This is a genomic window from Mycobacterium hubeiense, from assembly GCF_002838065.1.
GTDB classification, from domain to species: Bacteria; Actinomycetota; Actinomycetes; order Mycobacteriales; family Mycobacteriaceae; genus Mycobacterium; species Mycobacterium hubeiense.
Window position 1 is genome coordinate 65319 of the sequence record NZ_PIZU01000001.1, and the last position, 26363, is coordinate 91681.

The following is a 26363-nucleotide window of genomic DNA, read 5'->3' on the forward strand; positions in this document are numbered from 1 at the left end:
GTGGTGGGTTTGCTGACGAGTAGGCTCAGGCCATGTCGCTCACGGAGCGATCGAGCTGCATACCTGCACAGGTACTGCAGAACAGCGTCCCGGCCCGCACGCAGCACTACGCTGAAAGCGTCGCGAGCCGCTTCCGGGTACTCAAGATCGCGACCTGGATCGCTGCCGTGGTGTCCGCGGCGTTCGGCATATTCCAACTCGTTCTCGGCGGTCCGATCTGGGCGCTCGGCGTCCTCAATCTGGTCTCTTCGGCGATCTTCTTGGTGATCCCGCTGCTCTACCGGTTCGGGGAGTTGGTCGCGCCGTTGACGTTCTTCGTCTTCGCGTACCTGTCGGTGTCCTTCGTCTGCTTCTCCATCGGGACGGGATCCGGACTGCAGCTCTACCTTCTGGTGGCGGCCTCACTGGCCGTGCTGGTGCTGGGCATTGAGCGACTCGTCCTGGCATCGTTCCTCGTCGCGTTGGCCGTCGCCGGAATGATCGCACTCGAAATCGCGGTGCCACACGACCGCGGCCTCGGACCCGCCTGGACCCTCACCGTCGGCTACGTCAGCTCGGCGATCGCCGCATCGGTGATGATCTTCGCGACTCTCTGGTACGCGCTGCGCGAGATCGCCAGCGCCGAAAGTGCAATGGAAGCCGAATACCGACGGTCCGAATCGCTATTGACGAACATCCTGCCCGCGAGCATCGCTCAGCGGTTGAAGGACCCGGCGCGCAACATTATCGCCGACAAATACGACGATGCCTCAATACTTTTCGCCGATATCGCCGGATACACCAAGCGCGCCAGCGATACCGCGCCCACCGATCTGGTCCGGTTCCTGGACCGCCTCTACACCGATCTCGACGCGCTGGTCGACCGGCACGGGCTGGAGAAGGTCAAGACCAGCGGCGACTCCTACATGGTGGTCAGCGGTGTGCCCGAACCCCGGCCCGATCACCTCGAGGCGCTGGCCTGTCTGGCGCTGGACATGGCTGATGCCGTCGCGGATCTCAAGGATCCGCGCGGACGGGCGGTGCCGCTGCGGATCGGGATGGCGACGGGTCCGGTGGTGGCCGGCGTGGTCGGCGCACGAAAGTTCTTCTACGACGTGTGGGGCGACGCGGTCAACGTCGCATCCCGGATGGAGTCCACCGACGTCGAGGGCCGGATCCAGGTACCCCACAACGTCTATGAGCGTCTCAACCACGCGTTCCTCCTCGAGGAGCGCGGCGACGTCGATGTCAAGGGCAAGGGCCGCATGCACACCTGGTACCTCGTCGGACGACGCGACGACGACGCCGTCCGCGAAGCCCTCGAACAGGGTGCGGCCGCCGGCTCCTAGTCCAGCTCAGCGGGTTTGAGGCCTTCGGCCAATGCACCGAGGCGCCACAACGCTTCGCGGTTGCGCGGCCACAAACCGAGCTGTTGGACCACATTGGGCACCAGACTCATCAGAGGGCGCACCGCGACCTCATCCATCTGGACACCGCAGCCGTCGGGAATATCGTTGAGCCGCAATGTCACTCGTGCGGCGCCCAGCGGTCCCATCTTGGCCAACAGCACCAGCTTCTCAAGCGGCACACACTCTTGCACGACTGTCTCGTCGTTGATCACCACCGGCCAGACGCCGATGGAATGGCGGATCGTGGAGCCCGGAGCGGGCCAGTCAGGGTCGACGGCCCGCATCCGGGTGTTGCCGACCACCCATTGGGAGTAGGTCCATCCGTCGGACAGCACATCCCACACCTGCCGGCGGGATGCGCGCACGTTTCGTGTCACGGTCACGCCGGGTGGTTACCCGGCGGACGTGGTTTTTGAACGCTAGACCTTCTTGTTCTCCGACTTCACCAGCCACGCCAGCTTCTCCAGGCCGTCGATCAGCTGATGAAGAATGTCCGCGGTGCTGGGATCCTCCGCGTCCACCGCATCGTGCACGGTGCGCAGCGTGTCGACGGTGCCGTAGATGCGCGCGGTGATCAGGTCCACGACCTCGGACGTGCTGTGCTCGTAGGCCGGGAATTGCGGCAGCGTGGTGCTTGCGGCAACGGTGTCCGACCGTCCGTCGGGCACTGCATCGAGTGCCCGCATCCGCTCGGCAATGGTGTCGCTGGCTTCGCGGGCGAAGTCGACAACCTCATCGAGCTGCAGGTGTAGGTCACGGAAGTTGGTCCCGACGACGTTCCAGTGGGCCTGCTTGCCCTGCAGGTGCAGCTCGATCAGGTCAACCAGCACTCGCTGCAGGTTGGCGCTGAGTTCCGGCGAGGCTGAGAAGCCTTGGAGTTCTGCTTCGGTTCGACGTATTCCGGTAGTCATGTCTGGTACAACCCCGATCAAACTGGAATCAATCCAGATTATCTCGTGAGAGACGTCACATCGGGTTGCTGATTCTGCTGGTCCTGCTGGGCGAGCAGTCGGGCGTAACCGGCGCCCATGCCCAGCAGGACCAGACCCACCACGATGAACACCACCACACGGAAGATGCCGTCGAGGGTGCCGAGGTCGAACAAGAACAGCTTGGCCATCGCCGCTGCCACCAGCGCCAGACCGCCACCGATGGGCAGGGACCGTTCGGTCTTGGGCCGGCGCGCAGCGTAGAGGAACAGGCCCGCGGCCATCGCAATCCAGCTGATCGTCGCCGCCATGTGGCCGGCGAAGAAGCCCCCTGCTCTTCCACCGACGAGCACACCCGCTGTCACGGTGAACGTGGTGATGGCGTAGATGACCACCACCGCCGACGCGGACCACAGCACCCGCGTTGCGTCGGCGTCGAATCCACGCCGACCGACCCATGACCACACGATCAGCACCGCGCAGGCCATCAACAGCACACTGGACACCAGCACCGACACCGCCTCCCGCGCGCTCAGTTCGGTCACGGTGACCAGCGAGCTGGGTGGCACGTAACCAAGGTAGAAAACACCACCGATCGCGGCGAAACCGACTGCGGCCCAGCGGGCGACATCATCGCGACGGCCGGCCACGGCAACCACGACCGCCATCGCCAGCAGCACGGGGCCTGCGATTTCGCCGTCGAACGCGACGGTCACTGAGATCACCGCGGAGATCGCCGCCAGCGCCGACCAGATCTGCGCGACGATTCCCGACACGCCGGGCAGCCTGTCGGCAATCAGCACGATTGCCAGCAAGGCCGCGGCCAATGCGGCTGCCATCAATGCGGCCACCACCCGGTCGACGGCCATCGACGTACACCACACCGGCAGCACGCCGGCGGCGGTCAGCAACGCCATCGCGGCCCGATTACCGGTGCGGGGCAACAGGATCAACGCGCCGACGATGGCCAGCAGCGCCGCGATCCCACAGGCTCCGACCAGCCACCCGTCGCCGCGCGAGCCGATGGCCGTCGCCGCCAACGCCACCAGCAGCGGCAGCGTGACGGCGGCAGTGCGCGCGGCGTGCATCCAGATCCAGTCCCTGCCCAGTTGCACCGGCAGCGCGGCTGCGGACAGCGCCAGCATGAACCCGATCAGCAACAGCGTGATGCCGTCGGTGATCACCGGCGCCAAGCCGATCAGGGGCACCAGCACCAGCAGACCGAGATGTTCGGAACCCCACCGCCGCGCCAGGGTCAACCCGCCGCCGCCGATGGCCGCGGCCAGTGCGAGGCCGATGGGCGCGGGCGCCCAGCGATAGATGGTGGTGACGGCGATGATGTCCATGTACGCCGCCGCAATACCGGTGGCCGCCAACGCAATTGCACCAACGCGTCCACCTGGCCGGCCGTATAACCAACGGCCGCCGACCACCAGCCCGACCGCCAACAACGCGCCGGCGCCGACACGGATTTCAGGTCGCAGGATGCCGGCTTGTGCGGCCAGCACCAGAAGGAGCACGACGCCGATCAGGGTGACCGCGACCCCGGCGACGGCCAGCGCCTTACCGATCCAGCCTTCGGAGCGCTGCGACTTCGGCTTGGGTGCCGGGGCAGGTGGCGGGGTATACCTCGGTGGCGCGGGCGGGTATTGCGGCCAGAAGGGCGGCGCCTGGTGCACCGGCGGCGGAGTCGGTTGCGCCGGTCGGTCGCTGAGCAGGCGATCGAGCTCCACCAGGTCGGTGGAGACGCGCGCCAGTTGCGCCGAAATCGCGGCGAAATCCGAGGACAGCCTTGCGATGACGGCCCGGTGCGGTTCGGTCATGTGGCCATGGTCGCAACGGCGCGGCCCGGTTCACATGAGTAGGACTACTCGACTACTCCTTGTCCAGCCCATGCTCGATTGCGTAGCGCGCCAACTCGACCCGGTTGGCGACCTGCAGCTTGCGGAAGGTGGCCTGAACGTGGTTCTCGACCGTGCGGTGGCTCAACGACAACCGGCTGGCGATCTGCTTGGCCGTCATGCCCTTGGCGACGTAGCGCAGTATCTCGGTCTCCCGCTCGGTGAGGCTGGGCGTGGCCGGTCCCGCGGCGGGCTGCTGCGCAATGCGCCGGTACTCGCCAAGTACCAGTCCGGCCAGCCCGGGCGTGAACACCGCACGGCCCTCCGCGGTGGCGCGCACGGCGGCGCCGAGTTCGTCCTTCGACGCGCTCTTGACCAGATAGCCGGTGGCGCCGGCCTTCACGGCCTCGAGCACGTCGTCGCGTTCGTCGGACGCCGAGAGGACCAGAATCCGCGACGACGGCGACACCGCAAGGACTTCGGCGGTTGCCTGCGCGCCGTTGCCGTCGGGCAGGCGCATGTCCATCACCACCACCTGGGGCTGCACGACGGCGGCGCGGCGGCGGGCCGATGCCACGCCGTCGGCCGTTGCGACCACGGCGAAGCCGTCCTCGGCCAGATCTCGCGCCACCGCGTCGCGCCAGATCGGATGGTCGTCGACCACCATCACCGTCGGCTCAGCCATCTTTGTTCGCCTTTCGCGGCACGGTGAGCTCCCATTCCGTCCCGCAGCCGGGGGCGGTCGTCAGCTTCGCGCTACCACCCAACCAATTCATCCTTCCGACAATAGATTTCGCCACACCGACCCGGCCCTCGCCTGCGGCCTCGTTCAGCCGCCCCTCGGCGATGCCGACACCATCGTCGCGGATGCTGACCGTCACCGCGTCGCCGAGATCCTCCACCAGCACGAAGGCGTGCGCGTCAGGCCCCGCGTGAGAGGCGACATTGTCGAGGGCATTGTTGGCGGCGGCACAGAGCTCCGAGGCCACGTCGGCGTCCAAGAGCACCGGGGATGCGGGCAGGCTCACCGACACTCGGTCGGATTCGCGGCGCCGGAGCATGGCGCCCACGTCCGCCAGCGCCCCGGCGGGGCCGCCGGTGTCAGCGGAGCTGATCAAGCGCCGTAGCGCACGCTCCTGCTCACCGGCCAACTCGGCCAATTCGGCTGTCTCTCCGCCGATTTCCCGCCCGCGTCGGGACACCAGGGCAAGTACCTGCATGGCGCCGTCGTGGACTTCGCGGGACAGGCGTTCGCGCTCTTGTTGTGAGGCGGCCAGCCGCGCCGCCCGCTCGAGTTCTGCGTGCGCGCGACGCGCGGTTTGAGCGGCCATCCCGACGGCCAGGCCCACCGCCAGTTCGATGACGATGGTGGCGTTGCGGCCCAGGTCGATGTTGACGTAGCCCTTGAGCGCCGCCGCGGCGAGCATGATCACCACGCCGGTGAGCATTCCGGCGATGGGACCCAACAGGATTGCCGCCGAAATGGTGGCGTTGGTCGCCCACAACGTCGTCGGCCAGGACTGGTTGTCGGCCACCCACTGGTCGGAGGCCACCAGCTCGGTGGACAGCATCAGCGCCACCACCACCGCGATCTCGGCGATCACCCATGCGGGTCGACGCCCGAAGCCCTGCAGGTACGCGGCAGCGCACGCCACACTCCACGCGAGCAGCACCGCGAACAGCAGCCAGCCGATCGCCGGGCGATCCAGATCGCCGTTTACGGCGATCTGAAACCCAAGCGCGTAAACACAACTCAGCAGCCGGAACACCTGCGCGGCGCGCCACAGCGGAGTGGTCGGATCCGGTTTCTCGCCGGGCATCTAGAGCACCTTGGACAGAAACGCCTTCGTGCGTTCGTGTTGCGGATTGGCCATCATCTCTCGCGGGTTCCCGCGTTCCATGATGACACCTTCGTCCATGAACACCAGTTGGTTGGCGACCTCGCGGGCGAACCCCATCTCGTGGGTGACCACCACCATCGTCATCCCTTCCTCGGCAAGCCTTTTCATCACGCCGAGGACCTCGCCGACCAGTTCTGGATCCAGCGCCGAGGTGGGTTCGTCGAACAGCATCAACTTGGGGTTCATCGCCAGCGCGCGGGCGATGGCGACGCGCTGTTGCTGGCCGCCGGAGAGCTGCGCGGGATAGGCGTCGGCCTTGTCGGCCAGCCCCACCTGTTGGAGCAGATCCCGTCCCCGCTCCAACGCATCCTTCTTCTTGACGCGCTTGACGTGGATCGGCGCTTCGACGATGTTCTCCAGCGCGGTGCGGTGCGGAAAGAGGTTGAAGTGCTGGAACACCATGCCGACGTCGCGACGTTGTTTGGCGGCCTCCCGCGGTTTCATCTCGTGCAGCTTGCCGCCCCGCTCGTGATAGCCGACCAGTTCGCCGTCGACGTAGAGCCGCCCCGCGTTGACCGTCTCCAGATGGTTGATGCAGCGCAAGAACGTCGACTTGCCCGAGCCGGACGGCCCGACCATGCACAACACCTCGCCCTTGCCCACCTCCAGCGTCACGCCTTTGAGGACGCGCAACGCGCCGAAGCTCTTGCAGACCTGCTCGGCTTTGACCATCGGCGTCATGGGTGCGGCTCCCCCATCTGCGCCTTGGCCAAAGCTTCGAGCTGCTTGGTGGTGAGCTTGCGCGATGCGCCGCGGGAGAAATAGCGCTCCAGGTAGTACTGGCCCACCATCAGCACGCTGGTGATCACCAGGTACCACGTCGCGGCCACCAACAGCAGCGGGACCGGCTCGAAGATGCGCGCGGCGATCTCGCGAGAGGTGATGCCGTAGAGGTCCAGCGTGAAGGGCACCGCGGTGACCAGCGACGTGGTCTTCAGCATGCTGATGACCTCGTTGCCGGTGGGCGGGATGATCACCCGCATGGCCTGCGGAAGCACGGTGCGGCGCATCGTCATCAACCACGACATGCCCAGCGCAATCGACGCCTCCGTCTGCCCTTCCGGCACGGAAGTGATTCCGGCACGGATGATTTCGGCCATGTAGGCGGCCTCGTTGAGGGCCAGGCCGAGTATCGCGAGCAGAAAGAAGATGGACAGCGCCTGCAGGTCGAGGTGAAAGAACGACGGCCCGAACGGCACCCCGAGCTGGACGTTCTTGTAGATCGTCGGCAGCAGACCCCAGAACACCAGCTGCACGTAGATCGGCGTGCCACGGAAGATCCACAGGTATACCCACGACACCCACCGGAATACCGGGTTGGGCGACAACCGCATCACCGCGAGGACCACCCCGAGAACGATCGCGAGCACCATCGAGTAGACCGTCAGCTGCAGCGTGTTGAGCACACCGACTTTGAGCACGCGTTCGTTGAACAGGTACTCCCCGTAGATGTTCCAGCGATATGCGTCGTTGGTGGCGACGCCGTACAGGAACAGCCCGACCAGGACCACGATGACGGCGGCCGCCACCCACCGCCACGGGTGACGCAACGGGACCGCGTCGATTGCGGCCGGAGTCGCGGGGGGCGCCTCGGTGGTCATGGCCGCAGGTCAGCTGGTGGCGCCGTTGATCACCGGCTTGTCGATCATGCCGTCTTCCAACCCCCAGTTGGCGGCGATCTCCTTGTAGACACCGGTGTCGATCAGATGCTGCAGCGCCTGCTGCAGGGACTGGGCCAGCGGCGAACCCTTCTGCACGGGCCAGCCGTACGGCTGGGGGTCGAACGGCTCGCCCGCCGCCTCCAATTTGCCGTTGCTCTGCTGAATGGCGTAGGTGGTGATCGGCAGGTCCGCCGACATCGCATCGGCCTGGCCCAGCACCACAGCGTTGGTCGCGGCGTCCTGCCCGTCGAACGACAGGATCTCGATCGGCGGCTTGCCCGCGTCCGTGCACGCCTTGCTCTTGGCCGGCAACTCGTCGGTTTCCTCCCGCGTGGTCGCCTGCACGGAGACCTTCTTGCCGCAGGCGTTGTTGGGATCGATCGGCGCTCCCGGTCGTTGTGCCCACAGAATGCCGACGTTGAAATAGTCGACGAAGTCGACGGACTTCTGCCGTTCTTTGGTGTCGGTGAACGACGACATGCCGACGTTGTAGGTACCGCCCTGGATCGACGGGATGATCTTGGCGAAGTCCGACTCCCGGTATTCCGGGGTCAGTCCGAGCGTCGACGCGACGGCGTTCATCAGGTCGACGTCGAACCCGACGATCTTGCCGCTGGGGTCCTTGAACTCGTTGGGCGGGTAGGGAATGTTGACGCCGATGATCAGCTTTCCGGACTGCCGGATGGGCTCGGGGACGGTGTTGGCGATGGCGTCGACCTTCTCGGCCGTGACCGTCGTGGTCTCAGCGGCCTCCTCACCGCTGTCGGTGCCGCTCGCACACCCCGACAGCGCCAGCACGCCACTGGCAGCAAACACCACTGCCAGGCGCCACAACTTCCCCCGACGGATCAGATATCCACTGGACACGATTGCCTCTTTCTTCTGCACCGGGCGAAGAATCGCCGACTGAAAGAAACCCTAACCAGCCTGGTCCGAGTCGACAGCCTTACCGCGAAATCCGCCATCGCCACGGGCTTTGTGCCACACTGCGCGCATGGAAACCACCGCTCCCCCAACCTTGTTGCCGCATCTGTGGAAGTCGACGCTGGTGTCGGGGATTCTCGCCGTGATTCTCGGGGTTCTGGTTCTGGTGTGGCCCGGCATCACGATCCTGGTCGCCGCCATCTTCTTCGGCGCCTATCTGTTGGTGACCGGTGTCGCGCAGGTCATCTTCGCGTTCAGCCTGCACGTCTCGGCCGGCGGGCGCGTGCTGCTGTTCATCAGCGGCGCCGCGGCACTCATCCTCGCCGTGCTGTGCTTCCGCAGCTTGCAGGATTCCATTCTGCTGCTGGCCATCTGGATCGGTGTCGGCTTCATCTTCCGCGGCGTGGCGACGGCGGTGTCGGCGATCAGCGATCCCACGCTGCCCGGCCGGGGCTGGGAGATCTTCATCGGCGTGCTGAGCCTCGTCGCGGGCGTCGTCATGCTGGCGCTGCCGTTCGAATCACTGACCTGGCTCACACTCGCGGTGGGCATCTCGCTGATCGTGCTCGGCGTGATCGAGGTGGTGTCGGCCTTCGGTATCCGTAAGGCCGCCAAGACCGTCGAGAAGGTGACCGCACCGCCGCCACCTGCCGAATCGGTGAGTTGACGCACACCTGGTGGCTGCCGACCGCGATGTCTACTACAGTTTGTCGTAGAGTGACCTAGCAGCCACGGAAGAGGGTCATATGGACGCCCTGGACGTGTCGCGGTGGCAATTCGGAATCACCACCGTCTACCACTTCATCTTCGTCCCGTTGACCATCGGACTGGCGCCGCTGATCGCGGTGATGCAGACGGTGTGGGTGATCACCGGAAACCCTGCGTGGTATCGGCTGACCCGATTCTTCGGCAAGTTGTTCCTGATCAACTTCGCGATCGGGGTGGCCACCGGCATCGTGCAGGAGTTCCAGTTCGGGATGAACTGGAGTGAGTACTCGCGGTTCGTCGGCGACATCTTCGGGGCGCCGCTGGCCCTGGAGGGGTTGGCCGCGTTCTTCTTCGAGTCGACGTTCATCGGCCTGTGGATCTTCGGCTGGAGCCGGCTGCCGCGGCTGGTGCATCTGGCGTGCATCTGGATCGTCGCGTTCGGGGTCAACGCCTCGGCGTACTTCATCATCGCGGCCAATTCGTGGATGCAGCACCCGGTCGGCGCCCGCTACAACCCGGAAACGGGGCGCGCCGAGCTGGTCGACTTCGTTGCGCTGCTGACCAACAACACGGCCGTCTGGGCGTTCTTGCACGCGGTCGCCGGATCCTTGTTGACCGCAGGCACCTTCGTCGCCGCGATCAGCGCGTGGCTGATGGTGCGGGCGCGGCGCGCCGAACCCGCCGAAGAGCGGGAGAATCCCGAACCCGCCGGCATGTACCGTCCCGCAACGATTCTCGGCTGCTGTGTCGCGATCGCCGCAGCCGTGGCGTTGTTCTTCACCGGCGACATCCAAGGCAAGCTGATGTTCGTTCAGCAGCCGATGAAGATGGCGTCGGCGGAATCGTTGTGCCACACCGAGACCGATCCGAAATTCTCGATCCTCACCGTCGGCACCCACAACAATTGCGACAGCATCGTGCGGGTGATCGAAGTGCCGTACGTGCTGCCGTTCCTCGCCGAAGGCACGTTCACCGGCGTCACCCTCGAGGGTGTCGAGGACCTGCAGCAGCAGGCCGAGCAGAAGTTCGGTCCGGGCAACTACCGGCCGAACATGTTCGTGACGTACTGGGCGTTCCGCGCGATGATCGGATTGCTCGCTGTCCCAGTGTTGTTCAGCATCGTCGCGTTGTGGTTGACACGCCGGGGCCGCATCCCCGACCAGCGCTGGTTCTCACGGTTCGCGCTGTGGACCATTCCCACCCCGTTCCTGGCCAACTCCGCGGGGTGGGTGTTCACCGAGATGGGTCGCCAACCATGGGTGGTGGTGCCCAATCCGGACGGGGACCAGCTCGTGCGGCTGACGGTCGCCGAGGGCGTCTCCGACCACGCCGCCGGCACGGTCGTGTTCTCACTCACCGTATTCACCCTCCTGTACGGAGTGCTGGCGGTGATCTGGTTCTTCCTGTTGCGCCGGTATGTCGTGGAGGGCCCGCTGGAGCACGATTCCGAGCCCGCACCGCCATCGAAACCCGACGACGACGAACTGGCGCCGTTGTCGTTCGCGTACTGAGAGGACGTGATTGCGGTGGCACTACAAGAACTGTGGTTTCTCATTATCGCCGCGCTGTTCCTCGGGTTCCTCGTCCTGGAGGGCTTCGACTTCGGCGTGGGGATGCTGATGGCGCCGCTCGGGCGGTTCGGCGGCCAGGGTGATCCCGAAACGCGCAGGCGCGCGGTGCTCAACACCATCGGCCCGGTGTGGGATGCGAACGAGGTGTGGCTGATCACAGCGGGCGCCGCGATGTTCGCCGCCTTCCCGAACTGGTATGCCACCTTGTTCTCGGCGCTGTACCTGCCGCTGCTGGTCATCTTGTTCGCCATGATCCTTCGCATCGTCGGCATCGAATGGCGCGGCAAGATCGACGACACGCACTGGCGCAAGTGGGCCGACATCGGTATCGCCATCGGCTCCTGGCTGCCGGCTGTCCTATGGGGGGTCGCGTTCGCAATCATCCTGCGCGGCTTGCCGATTGACGCCGACCATCGTGTGCACATCTCGATTGGCGATGTGCTCAACCCCTACACCTTGCTCGGCGGGCTGGCCACCGCAGCGTTGTTCGGTTTCTACGGCGCGGTGTTCATCGCGCTGAAAACCGCTGGGCCACTTCGTGACGACGCTTTCCGATTCGCCCGCATGCTGTCGGTTCCGGCGATCGTGCTGGCCGGCGGCTTCGGCCTGTGGACGCAGCTGGCACACGGCAAGCCGTGGACCTGGGCGGCGCTGGCGGTCGCGGTGGTGGCGCTGCTGACCGCGGTGGCCCTCATGTGGGCGCACCGCAACGAAGGGTGGGCGTTCGTGGCGACGGTCATCGTGGTCGCCGCGGTGGTGGTACTGGTGTTCGGCTCGATGCACCCTTACCTGCTGCCCTCCACGCTCAATCCTGAATGGGGCGTGACGATCTACAACGGCTCGTCGACGCCGTACACGCTCAAGATCATGTCGTGGGCGTCGCTGACGCTGCTGCCTCTGGTCATGATCTATCAGGGCTGGACGTATTGGGTGTTCCGGAAACGCATTTCGACGGAGCAGATTCCCGCACCGGTCGGACTGTCGAGGCGGCCGATCTGAACCTCTGGCGGGCCCCCGGCGTATCTCGGGCGATGCGGCGCTACCTGGTCGCATCGGTGGCCTCCGGTGTCGCCGTCGCCGGCGCCACCATCGCATCGGCGATCCTGCTGGCCCACGTCGTCGCAGGCGTGATCACCGACCCTGCGTCGCGGACGATCGCGCATTGGGCCGATGAACTGTGGATTCTGCTGGGGCTGTGGGTGGTTCGTACCCTGGCACATTGGTGGCAGAGCCGGCTCTCCCAGCGGGGCGCGACCGCGGTGATCGCCGACCTGTCCGGACAGGTACTGCGGTGCGTTACCGCGCTGTCGCCCCGACAACTCGCGGCGCAGCGCGACGCGGCCGCGGTGGTGGTGACCCGTGGACTTGACGGGCTGCGACCGTATCTGACCGCCTATCTGCCAGCGGTGTTCTCGGCGGGCATCCTCACCCCGGCGGCGGTGCTCGCGATCGCGCTCTACGACGTGCAGTCCGCTGTGATCGTGTTGATCGCGCTGCCGCTCATTCCGATCTTCATGGTGCTCATCGGTCTCGTCACCGCCGAACGCTCCGCGGCCGCGCTGGCCGCGATGAGCACACTGCAGTCGCGCCTCCTCGATCTGGTCGCCGGTCTCCCGACCCTGCTGTCGTTGGGGCGCGCGGCGGGCTCAGCGCAGCGGATCGCCGAATTGTCTGCCGCGCATCGACGTTCGGCGATGGCCACGTTGCGCATCGCCTTCCTGTCGGCACTCGTGCTGGAGTTGCTGGCCACGCTCGGTGTCGCGCTGGTGGCGGTCAGCGTCGGTCTGCGGCTGGTGTACGGGGAGATGACCCTGGCCGCCGGGCTCACCGCGCTGCTGCTGGCGCCCGAGGTGTTCTGGCCTCTGCGCCGGGTCGGCGTCGAGTTCCACGCAGCGCAGGACGGAAAGACCGCTGCGCAGAAGGCATTCGATCTGCTCGACACCCTGCCCGCTCGGCCGCCGGGTACCCGGACGGTCGATGCGGCGGGCGCCACGATCCACGTCGACGATCTCACCGCAGACATCGAGCCCGGCCGGGTGACGGTGCTGACCGGACCCAACGGCGTAGGAAAAAGCACTGTGCTGCAGGCGATCCTGGGGCTGACGCCGATGGGCGGCGTCACCGTGGACGGCGTCGATGTCGCCGAACTCGACCTGACCGCGTGGTGGCGGCAGGTGGCCTGGCTGGCGCACCGACCGGTGTTGGTGCCGGGCACCGTATTGACGAATCTCGAGTTGTTCGGCCCGCCGACCGATATCGAGGCCGCTTGCCGCGCCGCAGGTTTCGACGAGGTTCTCGATGACTTGCCGGACGGGCTGGCGACGACCATCGGGCGCGACGGCGTCGGCCTCTCGCTGGGTCAGCGCCAACGGCTGGGCCTGGCCAGGGTCCTCGGCTCGCAGGCGCCGGTGCTGCTGCTCGACGAGCCGACCGCGCACCTGGATGCGCGCCTGGAATCGCGTGTGCTCGAGGCCATCGCGGCGCGGGCACGCGTCGGGGACACCGTGGTGGTGGTCGGGCATCGCGAGCCGGTGCTCGCGATCGCGGATCGTGTCGTGCACGTGGGGGGTGCCCTTGTTCCGCAATGATCCGCTGCTGGCGACCCTTGATCTGCTGCGGCCGCGACTGCCCAGGCTGCTATTGGCCGTGGCGCTCGGCGTGGTGTCGCTGGGCAGCGCGCTGGCGCTGACGGCCGTCTCGGCGTGGTTGATCACCAGGGCGTGGCAGATGCCGCCCGTGCTGCACCTCACCGTCGCGGCGGTCACGGTGCGCGCGCTGGCCATCTCCCGCGGCGTGTTCGGTTATTGCGAGCGGCTGGCATCGCACGACACCGCCCTGCGCGCCGCGGGCAACGCCCGCGTCGGGCTGTACCGCCGGCTGGCGGATGCGCCCACCGACGTCGCACTGCGACAGCACAGCGGTGAACTGGTGGCCCGCGTGGGCGCGGCGGTCGACGACCTGTCGAATGTGGTGGTGCGCGCCGTATTGCCGATCGCGGTGGCGGCGGTGCTGGGCGTCGCCGCGGTGGTGACCGTCGGGGTGATCTCACCGACCGCGGCCGCCGTACTGGCGGCCGGCCTGATCGTCGCGGGTGTGATCGCACCTTGGCTGGCCGCCCGCGCTGTGACGGCGACCGAAGCCGTTGCCGTGCAGTATCATTCCGGTCGCGATGTCGCGGCGATGCTCGCCTTGGAGCATGCGCCGGAGCTTCGCGTCAGTGGACGCCTCCCGGACGTGATCACCGAATCCGAACGGCAACATCGTGATTGGGGGCGCGCGAGCGACCGTGCGGCGGCACCGGCCGCGTTGGCCGCGGCCGCGCCGAGTGCCGCGATGGGTGCCAGCGTGCTGGGCGCCGTCATCGCCGGGATCTCGCTGGCGTCTGGGATATCGCTGGTCTCCCCGATGACGTTGGCGATTCTGATGTTGTTGCCGCTGTCGGCGTTCGAGGCCACCACCGCGTTACCGGGTGCGGCGGTGCAACTCACGCGGTCACGGATCGCGGCCCGTCGGCTGCTCGATCTCACGTTGCCCCAAGACGTTCGGCCTCGGCCGACCGTCACGCCGGTGGACGTGTCGCCCGGTGACCGGCTGGCGATCGTCGGGCCGAGCGGATCGGGCAAGACCACGCTGCTGATGGAGATGGCTGCGAAATATGCTCAAACACCTGGGGAGGCAGCGTTTTTCGCTGAGGACGCGCACTTGTTCGCGACCACGGTGCGGGACAACCTGCTCGTGGCCCGTGGCGACGCCACCGACGATGAGATGCGTGCCGCGCTGCGCCGCGTCGGCCTGGGCCCGTGGCTGGACGCGCTGCCCGACGAAATGTCCACCCTGCTCGTCGGTGGGGCGGCGGCCGTGTCGGCCGGCCAGCGCAGGCGTCTGCTGTTGGCCCGCGCCCTGATCTCGCGTTTCCCGGTCGTGCTGCTCGACGAACCCACCGAACATCTCGACGCGGCCGACGCTCGACAGCTGCTGTCCGAACTCCTAACCCCGGACGGGCTTTTCCCGGCCGAGCGCACCGTCGTCGTCGCCACCCACCACCTGCCCGACCAACTTCCTTGTCCGACGCTCAACCTCGCCGCCAGCAGGTAACCTCAGCTGTCATGACCGAGTCGGATAAACCCGAACAGCCACCGACCCAGCAGCAGTACCAGCCGCCGCCACCACCACCGCAGCCGTACGGGGCCTATCCGGGGAGCTATCCGCCGCCACCGCCGCCGCCATACTCCGGCTACGCAGCGCCGCCGATCGCGCCGAAAAACGGCCTGGGCATCGCGAGTTTGATCATCGCGATCGTCTCGTTGTTGTTCGTCTGGTCGGTGGTGCTCGGCATCATCGGCGGCATCGTCGCGGTGATCATCGGATTCGTCGCGCGCGGCCGGGTGGCCCGCGGTGAAGCCACCAACGGCGGCGTCGCGATCGCCGGCATCGTGTTGGGGTTCCTGTCGATCGTCATCTCACTGGTGTTCATCGCGATCTGGGTGGCGCTGTTCAACAAGGCGGGCGTCACAGACTATTTCGATTGCGTGTCCAGGGCCGGCTCGGACCAGGCGGCCATCGAACGATGCGCCGACGAGTTCCGCGGCCGGATCGAAAACGAGTACGGCATCACCATCGAGCCGACCCCGACGCCCTAGCGCTTGGCGCCCGGGAAGTGCTTGACGATGCCCTCCTGCACCACGGTCGCCACCAGCTGACCGGATTGGTCGAAGAAGTGGCCGGTGCCAAGCCCCCGCGATTCCGCAGCCACCGGTGAGGACGTCGAGTACAGCACCCATTCGTCGAAGCGCACCGGGCGGTGGAACCACACCGAATGGTTCATCGTGACGGCGAAGATGCGGTCGAAGCCCCACGACAAGCCATGCGTGGTGATGATGGAGTCCAGCACGGTGGTGTCCGACGAGTACACCAGCGCCGCCGCATGCAGCACCGGGTCGTCGGGCATCGCGCCCTCGGTCTTCAGCCACACCCGGTTGTGGTCGAGCTTCTCGCCCTTGTCGCGCATCACCCAGGCCGGATCGTTGGTGTAGCGCCACTCGATGGGCCGCAGCGCCTCCACGAAGTGCGGCACGGTGTCCTCGTAACCGCGCAGCAGTTCACCGATCTTCGGCAGGCTCGTCGGCTCGGGCACCGTCGGGGGGGCGATGCCGTGCTCGAGGCCGCGCCCGCCGTTCATGTACGAGATCATCGCGGTGGTGAGCAGCGCGCCGTTCTGCATGACGTCGACGCGACGGTTGGCGAACCGGCGTTCGTCGCGCAGCCGGATCACGTGGAACTCCAGATCCTTCTCCGGGTCCCCGCCGGCGATGAAGTGCGCCGACAGCGCGCTCGGGGCGATGTCGTTTGCCAGGGTGCGGCTGGCCGCGACGAACGACTGCGCCATCATCTGGCCGCCGAAGGTGCGCACCGGGTTCTTGCTCGGGTGCGAGCCGACGAAGGTGCCGTCGCCGATGCGGTTGAGGTCGAGTATCGCCAGCAGCTCTTGAAAATCTGCGTTAGACACAGGGCCTCTCTCCGATGCGACTAGACGTCGTCCTCCCCGATCCGGTGTACATGGATCAGATTCGTGGAGCCTACTGTGCCGGGTGGCGCGCCTGCGACGATGACCACCAGTTCCCCGCGCTTGTAGCGGCCGAGCTCGAGCAGCGACTTGTCGACCTGGCGGATCATGCCGTCGGTGGTCTGGATGTGCGGCACGATGAACGTCTCGGTCCCCCACGTCAACGCGAGCTGGCTGCGGACCTCGGGCAGCGCGGTGAACGCCAGCACCGGCAGCGGTGTGTGCAGCCGCGCCAGCCGGCGCACCGTGTCACCCGACTGGGTGAACGCGACCAACGCCTTGGCGTCCAGCCGCTCCCCGATGTCGCGGGCGGCGTAGGAGATCACGCCGCGTTTGGTGCGCGGCACGTGAGTCAGCGGTGGCACCACCACCGAGTTCTCCTCGACCGCGACGATGATGCGCGCCATCGTCTTGACGGCCTCCAGCGGGAACTTGCCCACCGACGTCTCACCGGACAGCATGACGGCGTCGGCGCCGTCGAGCACCGCGTTGGCCACGTCGGACGCCTCCGCGCGCGTCGGCCGGGAGTTCTCGATCATCGACTCCAGCATCTGGGTGGCCACGATGACGGGTTTCGCGTTCTCCCTTGCCATTTGGATGGCGCGCTTCTGCACCAGCGGAACCTCTTCGAGCGGAAGCTCCACCCCGAGATCGCCGCGCGCGACCATGATCGCGTCGAATGCCAGCACGATCGCTTCGAGGTTGTCGATCGCCTCGGGCTTCTCCAGTTTGGCGATCACCGGCACCCGCCGGCCGACGCGGTCCATCACCTCGTGGACGAGTTCGATGTCCGCCGGTGACCGCACGAACGACAGTGCCACCAGGTCCACGCCGAGGCGAAGCGCGAACTCCAGATCCTCGACGTCCTTCTCCGACAGCGCCGGAGCGGTGACGTTCATACCGGGCAGCGACATGCCCTTGTTGTTGCTGACGGGCCCGCCCTCGGTGACCGTGCAGACGACGTCGTTGCCGTCGATCCGCTCGACCACCAGGCCGACGTTGCCGTCGTCGACGAGCACCCGGTCCCCAGGCTGGGCGTCCTCGGCCAGCCGCTTGTAGGTGGTGGACACGCGGTCCGGCGTGCCCTCGCAGTCCTCGACCGTGATGCGTACGGTTTCGCCGGTGGCCCAGAACGTCGGACCGGCGGCGAACCGGCCGAGCCGGATCTTGGGTCCCTGCAGGTCAGCGAGGATGCCCACGGCGCGGCCGGTGAGGTCCGACGCCGCCCGTACGCGCTTGTAGTTGGCTTCGTGATCGGGGTAGTCGCCGTGGCTGAAATTGAGCCGCGCGACGTCCATTCCAGCCTCGACCAGTGCCCTGACGGCCTCGTCAGTTGCGGTGGCCGGACCCAGAGTGCAGACGATCTTTCCGCGTCTATTCACGACTTCTGAGTCTAATCGTTGATCGATTCAGACGACGGCCAACGGTAAGGCGCCGGGCTTGACCGGTTCGGGCAGATCGGATTCGCCCATCAGGTAGGCGTCGACCGCGTGCGCGGCGCTGCGGCCCTCGGCGATCGCCCACACGATCAGCGACGCGCCGCGATGGGCGTCCCCACAGACGAACACCCCGGGTGCGTCGGTCTGCCAATCCGACCCGCAGGCCAGCGTGCCGCGCCGGTTGAGCTGCAGACCCAGTCCGTCGAGCAGCGCCATGTGCTCGACCCCGTCGAAGCCGATCGCCAGAAGCGCCAGATCGCACGGGATCTCGAGCGACTCCCCGACCGGGGTGATCTGCCGACGGCCGTCGGCGTCCCGGGTGACGTTCACTTCGGCGATTTCCAGCGCCCGCAGGTGGCCGTTGCCGTCGCCGAGGAACCGCTGCACGGCGACCTGGTAGCGGCGGGCACCGCCCTCCGCGTGCGCGGGCGACAGGCGGGTTCGCAACACCAGCGGCCACGTCGGCCACGGCGACAGGGTGTCGTCGCGGGACTCCGGCGGTTCGGGGTTGTAGTCGAGTTGGGTCACCGAGATCGCACCCTGCCGATGCGCCGTGCCCAGACAATCGGCGCCGGTGTCCCCGCCCCCGATGATCACCACGTGCTTGCCTGCCGCCGAAACAGGTGACGGCCCATCGCCTTCGCATTCCTTGTTGGCCGGCACGAGGTGCTCCATCGCCAAGTGCACACCCTTGAGGTGACGGCCCTCGACCTCGTTGTCCCGCGCGCGCAGTGCTCCGACCGCGAGCACCACCGCGTCGTACTGTTCGCGCAGCCGCTCCACCGGCAGATCCACCCCGACTTCGGTTTCGGTGACGAATCGGGTGCCCTCCGCGCGCATTTGGGCCAGCCGCTGATCCAGCGTGGCCTTTTCCAGCTTGTATTCGGGGATGCCGTAACGCATCAGCCCGCCCAGCCGGTCATCGCGCTCGTACACGGTGACGTCATGCCCGGCGCGCGTGAGTTGTTGCGCGGCAGCCAATCCCGCCGGACCGGAGCCGACGACGGCGACGCGCTTTCCGGTCGAGATAGCCGCCGGTTGCGGCTCGACGATGCCGTACATCCAGGCGTGGTCGGCGATCGTCTGCTCGATGCGCTTGATGGTCACGCTGCCGCCGGTCTTCTCCTCATCGATCGACAGCACGCAGGCGGCCTCGCACGGCGCCGGGCACAGCCGGCCGGTGAACTCGGGAAAGTTGTTGGTGGCGTGCAGACGATCGCTGGCGGCGTTCCACCGCCCGCGGCGTACCAGGTCGTTCCACTCGGGAATCAGGTTGCCGAGCGGACAGCCCGCACTTGAAGAGTGGCAGAACGGGATTCCGCAGTCCATGCAGCGACGGGCCTGCCGGGACACCTCGTCGGCCCGTTCTTCGGGATCCTGGCGTTCGTAGACCTCTTTCCAGTCGCCGATCCGCTCGTCGACCGGCCGCTTGGCCGCTTCGACCTTGGGTACCTTCAGAAATCCGGTCGGATCAGCCACGGCTGGCCTCCATGATCGCGGTGTCCACGTCGCGGCCTTCCCTCTTCGCAATCAGCGTGGCCTCCAACACCCGCTGGTAGTCGGCCGGCATGATCTTGGTGAATTGCGCGCTGCGCCTGGGCCAGTCGGACAGTACAGATTCGGCCAGCGTGCTGCCGGTGTAGCGGGCGTGGCGGGCCACTACGTCGTGCAACCACACCAGGTCCTCGGGTTCGACGCGCTGCAACTCGACCATCTCGGTGTTGACCTTCGCCGGGTCGAGTCCGAGCACGAACGCGATACCGCCCGACATTCCAGCGGCCATATTGCGGCCGGTCTTTCCCAGCACCACCACCCGGCCGCCGGTCATGTACTCACACGCGTGGTCACCGACGCCCTCGACGACGGCCAGCGCGCCGGAGTTGCGGGCGCAGAACCGTTCTCCGACCCGGCCCCGCAGAAACACCTCCCCGGAGGTGGCGCCGTAGAGCAAGGTGTTGCCGGCGATGACGTTGTCCTCGGGCAGGAACAGCACGTCGTCGGGCGGCCGGACGATGATGCGTCCACCCGAAAGACCCTTGCCCACATAGTCGTTGGCGTCGCCGATCAGCTCCAGAGTGATGCCGGGCGGCAGGAATGCGCCGATCGACTGGCCGGCGGATCCGTTGAGCGTCACATGGATGGTGTCGTCGGGCAGACCCTGCGCCCCATAGCGCCTCGTCACTTCGGAGCCGAGCAATGTGCCGACGGTGCGGTTGACGTTGCGGACCGGCAGCTCGAGTCGCACTGGGTGCGCGTCCTCCAACGCGCCCTCAGAGAGTTGGATCAGCGTGCGGTCCAGCGCCTGATCCAGCCGGTGGTCTTGGTCTTTGGCGCGTCGTCGGTGGGTGGGCTCGGCCGGCACCGCGAAGATCGGGCTCAGGTCGAGGCCTTGGCTCTTCCAGTGCGCGACGCCGTGCGCGGTGTCGAGCACTTCTGCATGCCCGACGGCCTCGTCGATACTGCGGAAGCCGAGCTCCGCCAGGTAAGTCCGGACGTCTTCGGCGATGAAGCGGAAGAAGTTCTCCACGAACTCGGGTTTGCCGTTGAACCGTTCGCGCAGCACCGGATTCTGGGTGGCCACCCCGACGGGGCAGGTGTCGAGGTGGCAGACGCGCATCATGATGCAGCCGGACACGATCAGCGGCGCGGTCGCGAAGCCGTACTCCTCGGCGCCCAATAGCGCGGCCACCATGACATCGCGCGCCGTGCGCATGCCGCCGTCACACTGCACGGTGATGCGGTCGCGCAGACCGTTGAGCACCAGCGTCTGCTGGGTGTCGGCGAGACCGATCTCCCATGGCGCCCCAGCGTGTTTGAGGCTGGTGAGCGGTGCAGCGCCGGTCCCCCCGTCATGCCCGGAGATCAGCACCACGTCGGCGTGCGCCTTGGAGACACCGGCCGCGACGGTGCCGACGCCGACGCTGCTGACCAGCTTGACGTGGATTCGCGCCTGCGGGTTGGCGTTCTTCAGGTCGTGGATCAACTGTGCGAGGTCCTCGATCGAGTAGATGTCGTGGTGCGGCGGCGGGCTGATCAGGCCGACGCCCGGTGTGGAATGCCGGGTCTTGGCGATGTTGGGGTACACCTTGTAACCCGGAAGCTGGCCGCCCTCGCCGGGTTTCGCGCCCTGGGCCATCTTGATCTGGATGTCGGTGGCGTTGACCAGGTAGTCGCTGGTGACGCCGAATCGGCCGCTGGCGACCTGCTTGACCGCGCTGCGGCGTTTCGGGTCGTACAGCCGCTCGACATCCTCACCGCCCTCCCCGGAGTTGGACCGACCGCCGATGTTGTTCATCGCGATCGCGATCGTCTCGTGGGCTTCGGCGCTGATGGACCCGTAACTCATTGCGCCGGTGTTGAATCGGGTGAGGATGCTCTCGACGGGTTCGACTTCCTCCAGCGGCACCGGCGGCCGCAGGCCCTTCTTGAAGTCGAACAGGCCCCGCAGCGTGCCGCCCTCCCGGGACAGTCGGTCGACTTCTTGTGTGTACTGGCTGAAGATGTCGTATCGGCCGGTACGCGTCGAATGCTGCAGCAAGAACACCACTTCGGGGGTGAACAGGTGCAGTTCGCCCTCGCGTCGGAAGGCGTACTCGCCGCCGACTTCGAGCCGGCGGTGCACCCGCTCGGTCGGGTTCTCCGGGTAGGCGCGCCGGTGGCGCAGCTTGACCTCTTCGGCGATGACGTCGAGCCCCACCCCGCCGAGTTGGCTCGGCGTGCCGGTGAGGTACTCGTCGACGACCGCCTTGTCCAGCCCGGCCGCCTCGAAAGCCTGTGCCCCCGTATAGGACGCGACGGTGGAGATGCCCATCTTGCTCATCACCTTCACCACCCCCTTGCCGAGCGCCTTGAGGTAATTGCGCACGGCCGCAGCGGGTTCGATGCCGGTGAGTTCGCCCTCACGGATGAGGTCTTCGATCGACTCGAATGCGAGGTACGGGTTCACCGCAGCCGCACCGAATCCGATGAGCATCGCGATGTGGTGCACCTCGCGGGCATCGCCGCTTTCCACGACCAGCGCCACCCTGGTGCGTTCCTTGGTCCGCACCAGATGGTGGTGCACCGCCGACACCGCCAGCAACGACGGGATCGGCGCCTTGGTGTGATCGGAGTCCCGATCCGAGATCACCAGTGTGCGGGCGCCTTTCGCGATGGCATCGCTGGCCTTCAGACGCAACTCCTCCAGCGCCTCGGCCAGGCCGTCACCGCCGCGTTCCACGTCGTAGAGAGCTCGCAGCACAGCGGTTTTCAGGCCGGGGTGTTCACCGTCGTCGTTGATGTGGACGATCTTGTTGAGCTCGTCGTTGTCCAGCACCGGCCAGCGCAACACGATCTGACGGCAGGACGCTGCCGTCGGCTCCAGCAGGTTCTGCTCGGGCCCCATCACCCGGGCCATGCTCGTCACGACTTCTTCGCGGATAGCGTCCAGCGGGGGATTGGTCACCTGGGCGAAGAGTTCGACGAAATAGTCGTAGAACAACCGCGAGCGCTGGGACAGCACGGCGGGCGGCGTGTCGGTGCCCATCGACCCCAGCGGCTCCCCGCCGGAGGCCGCCATCGGGGTGAGCAGCACGCGCAGATCTTCTTCGGTGTAGCCGAACGCGATTTGGCGGCGCACGACCGAATCGTGGTTGGGCTGCACGCGCACGCGCTCCGGCAGGGTCTTGAGATCGAGCAGACCGGCGTGTAGCCATTCGCCGTAGGGTTCGGCGTTGGCGAGGTCACGCTTGATTTCGTCGTCGCAGACGATGCGGCCGGCGGCGGTGTCGATTAGCAGCATCTTGCCGGGTTGCAGCCGGCCCTTGGCAACGATTTCGGCGGACGGTACGTCGAGCACGCCGCTTTCACTGGCCAGGATGACGCGATCGTCGATGGTGCGCCACCAGCGGCCCGGCCGTAATCCGTTGCGGTCCAACACCGCTCCGACGAGTGTGCCGTCGGTGAACGTGACACAGGCGGGCCCGTCCCAGGGTTCCATAAGCGAGGCGTGGAACTGCCAGAATGCCCGCTCCGCCGCGTCCATGGTGGTGTTGTTCTCCCAGGCCTCAGGAATCATCATCAGCACCGCGTGCGGCAACTCCCGACCGCCGAGGTGCAGCAGCTCGAGTACCTCGTCGAAGGACGCCGAATCCGAGGCGTCGGGTGTGCAGATCGGTGAGAGCCGGCTGAGATCGCCGGGGATTCTTGCGCTTTTCAGCATCGCCTCGCGGGCATGCATGCGATTGCGATTACCGCGCACGGTGTTGATCTCGCCGTTGTGGGCCACAAACCGGTAGGGGTGGGCCAATGGCCAGGACGGGAATGTGTTGGTGGAGAAGCGGCTGTGCACAATCGCGATGGCGCTGCGGCAACGTTCGTCGCGCAGATCCGGAAAGTATTGGGGCAGTTGCATCGTCGTCAACATGCCCTTGTAGACGATGGTGCGGCTGGACAGTGACGGGAAGTAGACGCGGGTGTCGTCGGGACCCATTTCGGCGCGCTTGCGAAGTGGATAGACGCGGCGGTCGAGCTCGATTCCGCCGACGCGGTCCGGGGTCGCGACGAACAGCTGGGCCATGTAGGGCATACAACTCAACGCGGTGACGCCGACTTCGGCGCTTTCGGGATCGACGGGCAATTCGCGCCATCCGAGCACGTCGAGGCCTTCGTCGTGGGCTATGGCTTCGACGCGCTCACGCGCGGCAGCGCGGGCAACCGAATCTTGCGGCAGGAAGCAGATGCCGGCTGCGAACGCATTGGTGCCGTCGTCGGCAGCGGCCGGAAGTTCGAAGTCGACGACCTCGCGGAGCAGCTCGACCGGCAGCTGCACGAGGATGCCGGCGCCGTCACCGCTGTTGGGTTCGGCGCCCGCGGCACCGCGGTGCTCGAGGTGTTCAAGGGCGACGAGCGCATCGGCGACGATGGCGTGCGAACGGCGACCCTGGATGTCGGTGATCATGGCGACGCCACAGGAATCCGACTCGTTTGCAGGGTCGTAGAGGCCCTGCGGGTCTGGCAATGCCGAAAACAGCATCGGAATGCACCTCCGCAGTCCGGAAATACTTGTCCGGGACTGCACCGGCCCGAATGTCGAGTGTATCAGCGGGTCGGTGTAGCTACCCGGGAAGAACCGTCGGGACCAGCGGGAACCCGGGCAGATTGCGTACCACCGTCCAGGTGACTGCGGCGGCGACGATGACGACGATCGCCGGGGGCGGCATGAGTCGTTGCCCTTTGCGCCAGCGCACGATCAGCCAGGCAGCCAGCAGGGGCAGACCGATGAGGAGGAAGACGTTGTCTGTCACCGCGGCGGCGAGGTCACCGTGCAGCAGGTCGTGGGTCATCCGAAGGCCGCCGCAGGCCGGGCAGTCCCACCCGGTCAGCAGCTTGAATGGGCATGCGGGAAAAAGGAATCCGGGGCGATGCGGATCGCCAAGCCCGACGTAGGTCAGGCCGCCCGCAAGGAGCGCGCCCGCCCCGAGTGCGCCGTACAGCCGTCCCCGGCCGGTAAAGGTGGCGCTAGGTCCCATCGCGCAGCGGGCGTCCCTCCGGGTCGCGGACCTTATCGGTGAGCAACAGGACGGCGTCGATGACACCCCAGATCACCGCGCCGATCCCGCATGTGATGAGCCCAACGACGAGTTGGGCGATGCCCAGGCCGGTGTAGCCGAGGTAGATGCGCCCGATGCCCACCAGGCCGAGCAATCCGAGCAGCTGTAGCAGGCCGGCAACCACCTTGGATTTGTCGGAAAGCGGCTCGCCGGTTATGGGATGCCGACCGTACGGCGCAGCGGGATCCATGTACGCAGGCGGATACGCGCCTGGCGGCGGGTAGCCCGGCGCCTGCGGCGGTGGTGGCGGTGGATAGCCCGAAGGCCCTGGGGGCGGCGGCGGCATCCCGTGCTCGCTGCCACCGAACTGCGGCTCGGTCATGACTTCAGCATGCCAGAACCAAACGACCCCTAGAAGGGCGGCGGCTCACCGTCGCCGTGCTCGTCGTCATGGGGCGCAAAGAGCTCTGCGTGGTAGGCGTCGCAGGCTTTTCGGCGGGCTTCGCGCGCTTGTCGGTTCTGCCGTCGTTCGGCGGCTACCCGATGCGCCCGGTTTTGCGCCCGACTGCGGCGCCGCTTCGGCATCATCGCGTTGCGGTTCCCGCAGCGGTCCTCGGCCGGTGGGTTCGGCTCGGCCAGCTCGCCGGTGGGTCGGCACAGGTTGGGAAACAGCAACGCGCTCCCTGGAGTGGTGACATACATCTGGCCATCGGGCAGCGTCCAGATTACCGTGCCGTCGGGCAGCTGTTTATCCCGCCATCCCCCAAAGGTTTTCAGTAAGTGATGACGTCTACACAGACATTTCAAATTCGACGGATGAGTCAGTCCGCCCTTGCCGTGGGGCACCGTGTGGTCGATATCGCAATGCGTCGCGGGCTGGTCACACCCCGGCGCACGGCACGTCATATCGCGGCACCGCACGAACTCCGCGAGCTTCGCCGATGGCACATAGCCGGGTTCGGGTGGCGCATCGACCGGATCAAACAGCGGCCGCGTCTTGGCGGACTTCGCGAGCTCGGCTACCAGCTCGGCGGGGATCAGATCGTCATACCCGACGAGGTAGCCGGACTTATCCGATGCGCCGTCGACGGTGGCCTGATCGGCAAGCAGGTGCAGCACCACCGGACTCGCGGGCAGCTTTCCGCCGGCACAGCAGTCATCGGTGCCGCACCGGCAACTCAGTCGGTCCGCTCCGGCCGCCACAGCACCGATGGCATCGGCTCGCCGCTGCGCCGCCGTGCGGGGATCCTTGTCGCAGACCGTGGCCGCTAACGCGTCCAGCCGCTGATCGAGGGCGCGCCCATCGGTGGAGAACACATTGGCGTACACCACGGCCATCCCGTCGCCGCTGTCGGCAACAACGACCTCGCGCTCCTCGGCGCGCTCCTTGCGGCGCCGCACCGCGTCGGCATCAGCCGCGGCGACGATGCGATCCACCTCGCGCGAGAGTTTTCCGTAGCTCAGCGAGGTCCACCGCGGCGCGCGCGCGGCGAGCTGGGTATCCACCGCCGCCAAGGTGTCCGCATCGGTGATCAGATCCGTCCGGTACACGATGGTCTGGAATAGCCGATAGTCGATATCGCCGGCGGCAAGAACCATGCCCACCAACGGCAGCCGTTCGTGCATCGCCAGCGCGAAACGCACGAGATTGCCTGCTGAGCCCAGGCTGGTGTTCAGCGCTGCAGCTACCTCGGCGGCGACCGCATCCCAGGTGTCGACCGCCGCGTTGTCGCCGTCACCCCATTCACGCAGCCGCACTCGGTATAGCTGCCAGACCGCGGTTAACCGCTGGGCAGCAGCGCGGGTCTCCGAACGAGAAGCCGCCCGCATCTCATCCAGCAGAGCACTCGGCTCCACCGAGGCGGGCGGCTCCATCAGTTCGAACATAGTTTCGAATATAACCGTCGG

The 26363-nt window shown here is 66.8% G+C and carries 22 protein-coding genes; 7 read left to right on the forward strand and 15 right to left on the reverse strand.

What is annotated here, in order from left to right; all coding sequences use genetic code 11:
• Positions 1-32 precede the first annotated feature (32 nt).
• On the forward strand, positions 33-1328 hold the full coding sequence (locus tag CWS39_RS00265) for an adenylate/guanylate cyclase domain-containing protein (RefSeq protein ID WP_102140906.1): 1296 nt from the start codon (positions 33-35) through the stop codon (positions 1326-1328).
• Here CWS39_RS00265 and CWS39_RS00270 read toward each other — a convergent pair.
• Genes CWS39_RS00270 through CWS39_RS00305 form a run of 8 tightly spaced genes read right to left on the reverse strand, consistent with a single transcriptional unit; the run spans position 1325 to position 8608 of the window.
• Complete coding sequence (locus CWS39_RS00270) at positions 1325-1771, reverse strand: SRPBCC family protein (RefSeq protein ID WP_102140907.1); 447 nt, start codon at positions 1769-1771, stop codon at positions 1325-1327. The genes CWS39_RS00265 and CWS39_RS00270 overlap by 4 nt on opposite strands.
• Before the next feature lie 36 nt (positions 1772-1807).
• A complete protein-coding gene (locus tag CWS39_RS00275) occupies positions 1808-2299 on the reverse strand; it encodes a Dps family protein (protein ID WP_102140908.1) in 492 nt (163 codons plus the stop codon).
• A 38-nt stretch (positions 2300-2337) separates the two neighbouring features.
• Positions 2338-4140, reverse strand: coding sequence for a DUF2339 domain-containing protein (locus CWS39_RS00280; RefSeq protein ID WP_102140909.1), 1803 nt, complete (start codon positions 4138-4140; stop codon positions 2338-2340).
• A gap of 52 nt (positions 4141-4192) precedes the next feature.
• Complete coding sequence (locus tag CWS39_RS00285; RefSeq protein ID WP_102140910.1) at positions 4193-4843, reverse strand: response regulator; 651 nt, start codon at positions 4841-4843, stop codon at positions 4193-4195.
• Positions 4836-5978, reverse strand: coding sequence for a MacS family sensor histidine kinase (macS, locus tag CWS39_RS00290; protein WP_199177881.1), 1143 nt, complete (start codon positions 5976-5978; stop codon positions 4836-4838). The genes CWS39_RS00285 and macS overlap by 8 nt, the downstream gene beginning before the upstream one ends.
• Positions 5979-6740, reverse strand: a complete 762-nt coding sequence (locus CWS39_RS00295; protein ID WP_102140911.1) for an amino acid ABC transporter ATP-binding protein — start codon at positions 6738-6740, stop codon at positions 5979-5981.
• Entirely contained in the window at positions 6737-7660 is a 924-nt protein-coding gene (locus tag CWS39_RS00300) for an amino acid ABC transporter permease (protein ID WP_102140912.1), read from the reverse strand. The genes CWS39_RS00295 and CWS39_RS00300 overlap by 4 nt, the downstream gene beginning before the upstream one ends.
• Positions 7661-7669: 9 nt before the next feature.
• Positions 7670-8608, reverse strand: coding sequence for an ABC transporter substrate-binding protein (locus CWS39_RS00305; RefSeq protein WP_199177882.1), 939 nt, complete (start codon positions 8606-8608; stop codon positions 7670-7672).
• 106 nt (positions 8609-8714) lie between these two features.
• Here CWS39_RS00305 and CWS39_RS00310 point away from each other — a divergent pair, with 106 nt between their 5' ends.
• From CWS39_RS00310 to CWS39_RS00335, 6 genes are all read left to right on the forward strand, one after another.
• A complete protein-coding gene (locus CWS39_RS00310) occupies positions 8715-9311 on the forward strand; it encodes an HdeD family acid-resistance protein (RefSeq protein WP_199177884.1) in 597 nt (198 codons plus the stop codon).
• A gap of 79 nt (positions 9312-9390) precedes the next feature.
• A complete protein-coding gene (locus CWS39_RS00315; protein ID WP_102140913.1) occupies positions 9391-10863 on the forward strand; it encodes a cytochrome ubiquinol oxidase subunit I in 1473 nt (490 codons plus the stop codon).
• Positions 10864-10878: 15 nt separating this feature from the next.
• A complete protein-coding gene (gene cydB, locus CWS39_RS00320; RefSeq protein ID WP_102141153.1) occupies positions 10879-11922 on the forward strand; it encodes a cytochrome d ubiquinol oxidase subunit II in 1044 nt (347 codons plus the stop codon).
• Positions 11923-11954: 32 nt separating this feature from the next.
• Positions 11955-13511 (forward strand): thiol reductant ABC exporter subunit CydD, encoded by a 1557-nt coding sequence (gene cydD / locus CWS39_RS00325; RefSeq protein WP_102140914.1) that lies wholly within the window; start codon positions 11955-11957, stop codon positions 13509-13511.
• On the forward strand, positions 13498-15018 hold the full coding sequence (locus CWS39_RS00330; protein ID WP_102141154.1) for an ATP-binding cassette domain-containing protein: 1521 nt from the start codon (positions 13498-13500) through the stop codon (positions 15016-15018). The genes cydD and CWS39_RS00330 overlap by 14 nt, the downstream gene beginning before the upstream one ends.
• Positions 15019-15029: 11 nt before the next feature.
• The gene (locus CWS39_RS00335) at positions 15030-15563 is read left to right on the forward strand and encodes a DUF4190 domain-containing protein (RefSeq protein ID WP_102140915.1); all 534 of its coding nucleotides are present in this window, start codon (positions 15030-15032) and stop codon (positions 15561-15563) included.
• Here CWS39_RS00335 and CWS39_RS00340 read toward each other — a convergent pair.
• From CWS39_RS00340 to CWS39_RS00370, 7 genes are all read right to left on the reverse strand, one after another.
• The gene (locus CWS39_RS00340) at positions 15560-16429 is read right to left on the reverse strand and encodes an acyl-CoA thioesterase II (RefSeq protein ID WP_102140916.1); all 870 of its coding nucleotides are present in this window, start codon (positions 16427-16429) and stop codon (positions 15560-15562) included. The genes CWS39_RS00335 and CWS39_RS00340 overlap by 4 nt on opposite strands.
• Before the next feature lie 20 nt (positions 16430-16449).
• The gene (pyk, locus tag CWS39_RS00345; protein ID WP_102140917.1) at positions 16450-17868 is read right to left on the reverse strand and encodes a pyruvate kinase; all 1419 of its coding nucleotides are present in this window, start codon (positions 17866-17868) and stop codon (positions 16450-16452) included.
• Between the two features lie 27 nt (positions 17869-17895).
• Positions 17896-19404, reverse strand: a complete 1509-nt coding sequence (locus tag CWS39_RS00350) for a glutamate synthase subunit beta (protein ID WP_102140918.1) — start codon at positions 19402-19404, stop codon at positions 17896-17898.
• Positions 19397-23938, reverse strand: coding sequence for a glutamate synthase large subunit (gene gltB / locus CWS39_RS00355; protein WP_102140919.1), 4542 nt, complete (start codon positions 23936-23938; stop codon positions 19397-19399). Before gltB ends, CWS39_RS00350 begins: the two co-directional genes overlap by 8 nt.
• Positions 23939-24020: 82 nt before the next feature.
• Positions 24021-24434, reverse strand: coding sequence for a DUF2752 domain-containing protein (locus CWS39_RS00360; RefSeq protein ID WP_102140920.1), 414 nt, complete (start codon positions 24432-24434; stop codon positions 24021-24023).
• Entirely contained in the window at positions 24424-24837 is a 414-nt protein-coding gene (locus tag CWS39_RS00365) for an NINE protein (RefSeq protein ID WP_102140921.1), read from the reverse strand. Before CWS39_RS00365 ends, CWS39_RS00360 begins: the two co-directional genes overlap by 11 nt.
• Before the next feature lie 29 nt (positions 24838-24866).
• Positions 24867-26342 carry an HNH endonuclease signature motif containing protein gene (locus CWS39_RS00370; protein ID WP_102140922.1) on the reverse strand — a complete coding sequence of 492 codons (1476 nt, stop codon included), beginning with the start codon at positions 26340-26342 and terminating at the stop codon, positions 24867-24869.
• Between the last annotated feature and the right edge of the window lie 21 nt (positions 26343-26363).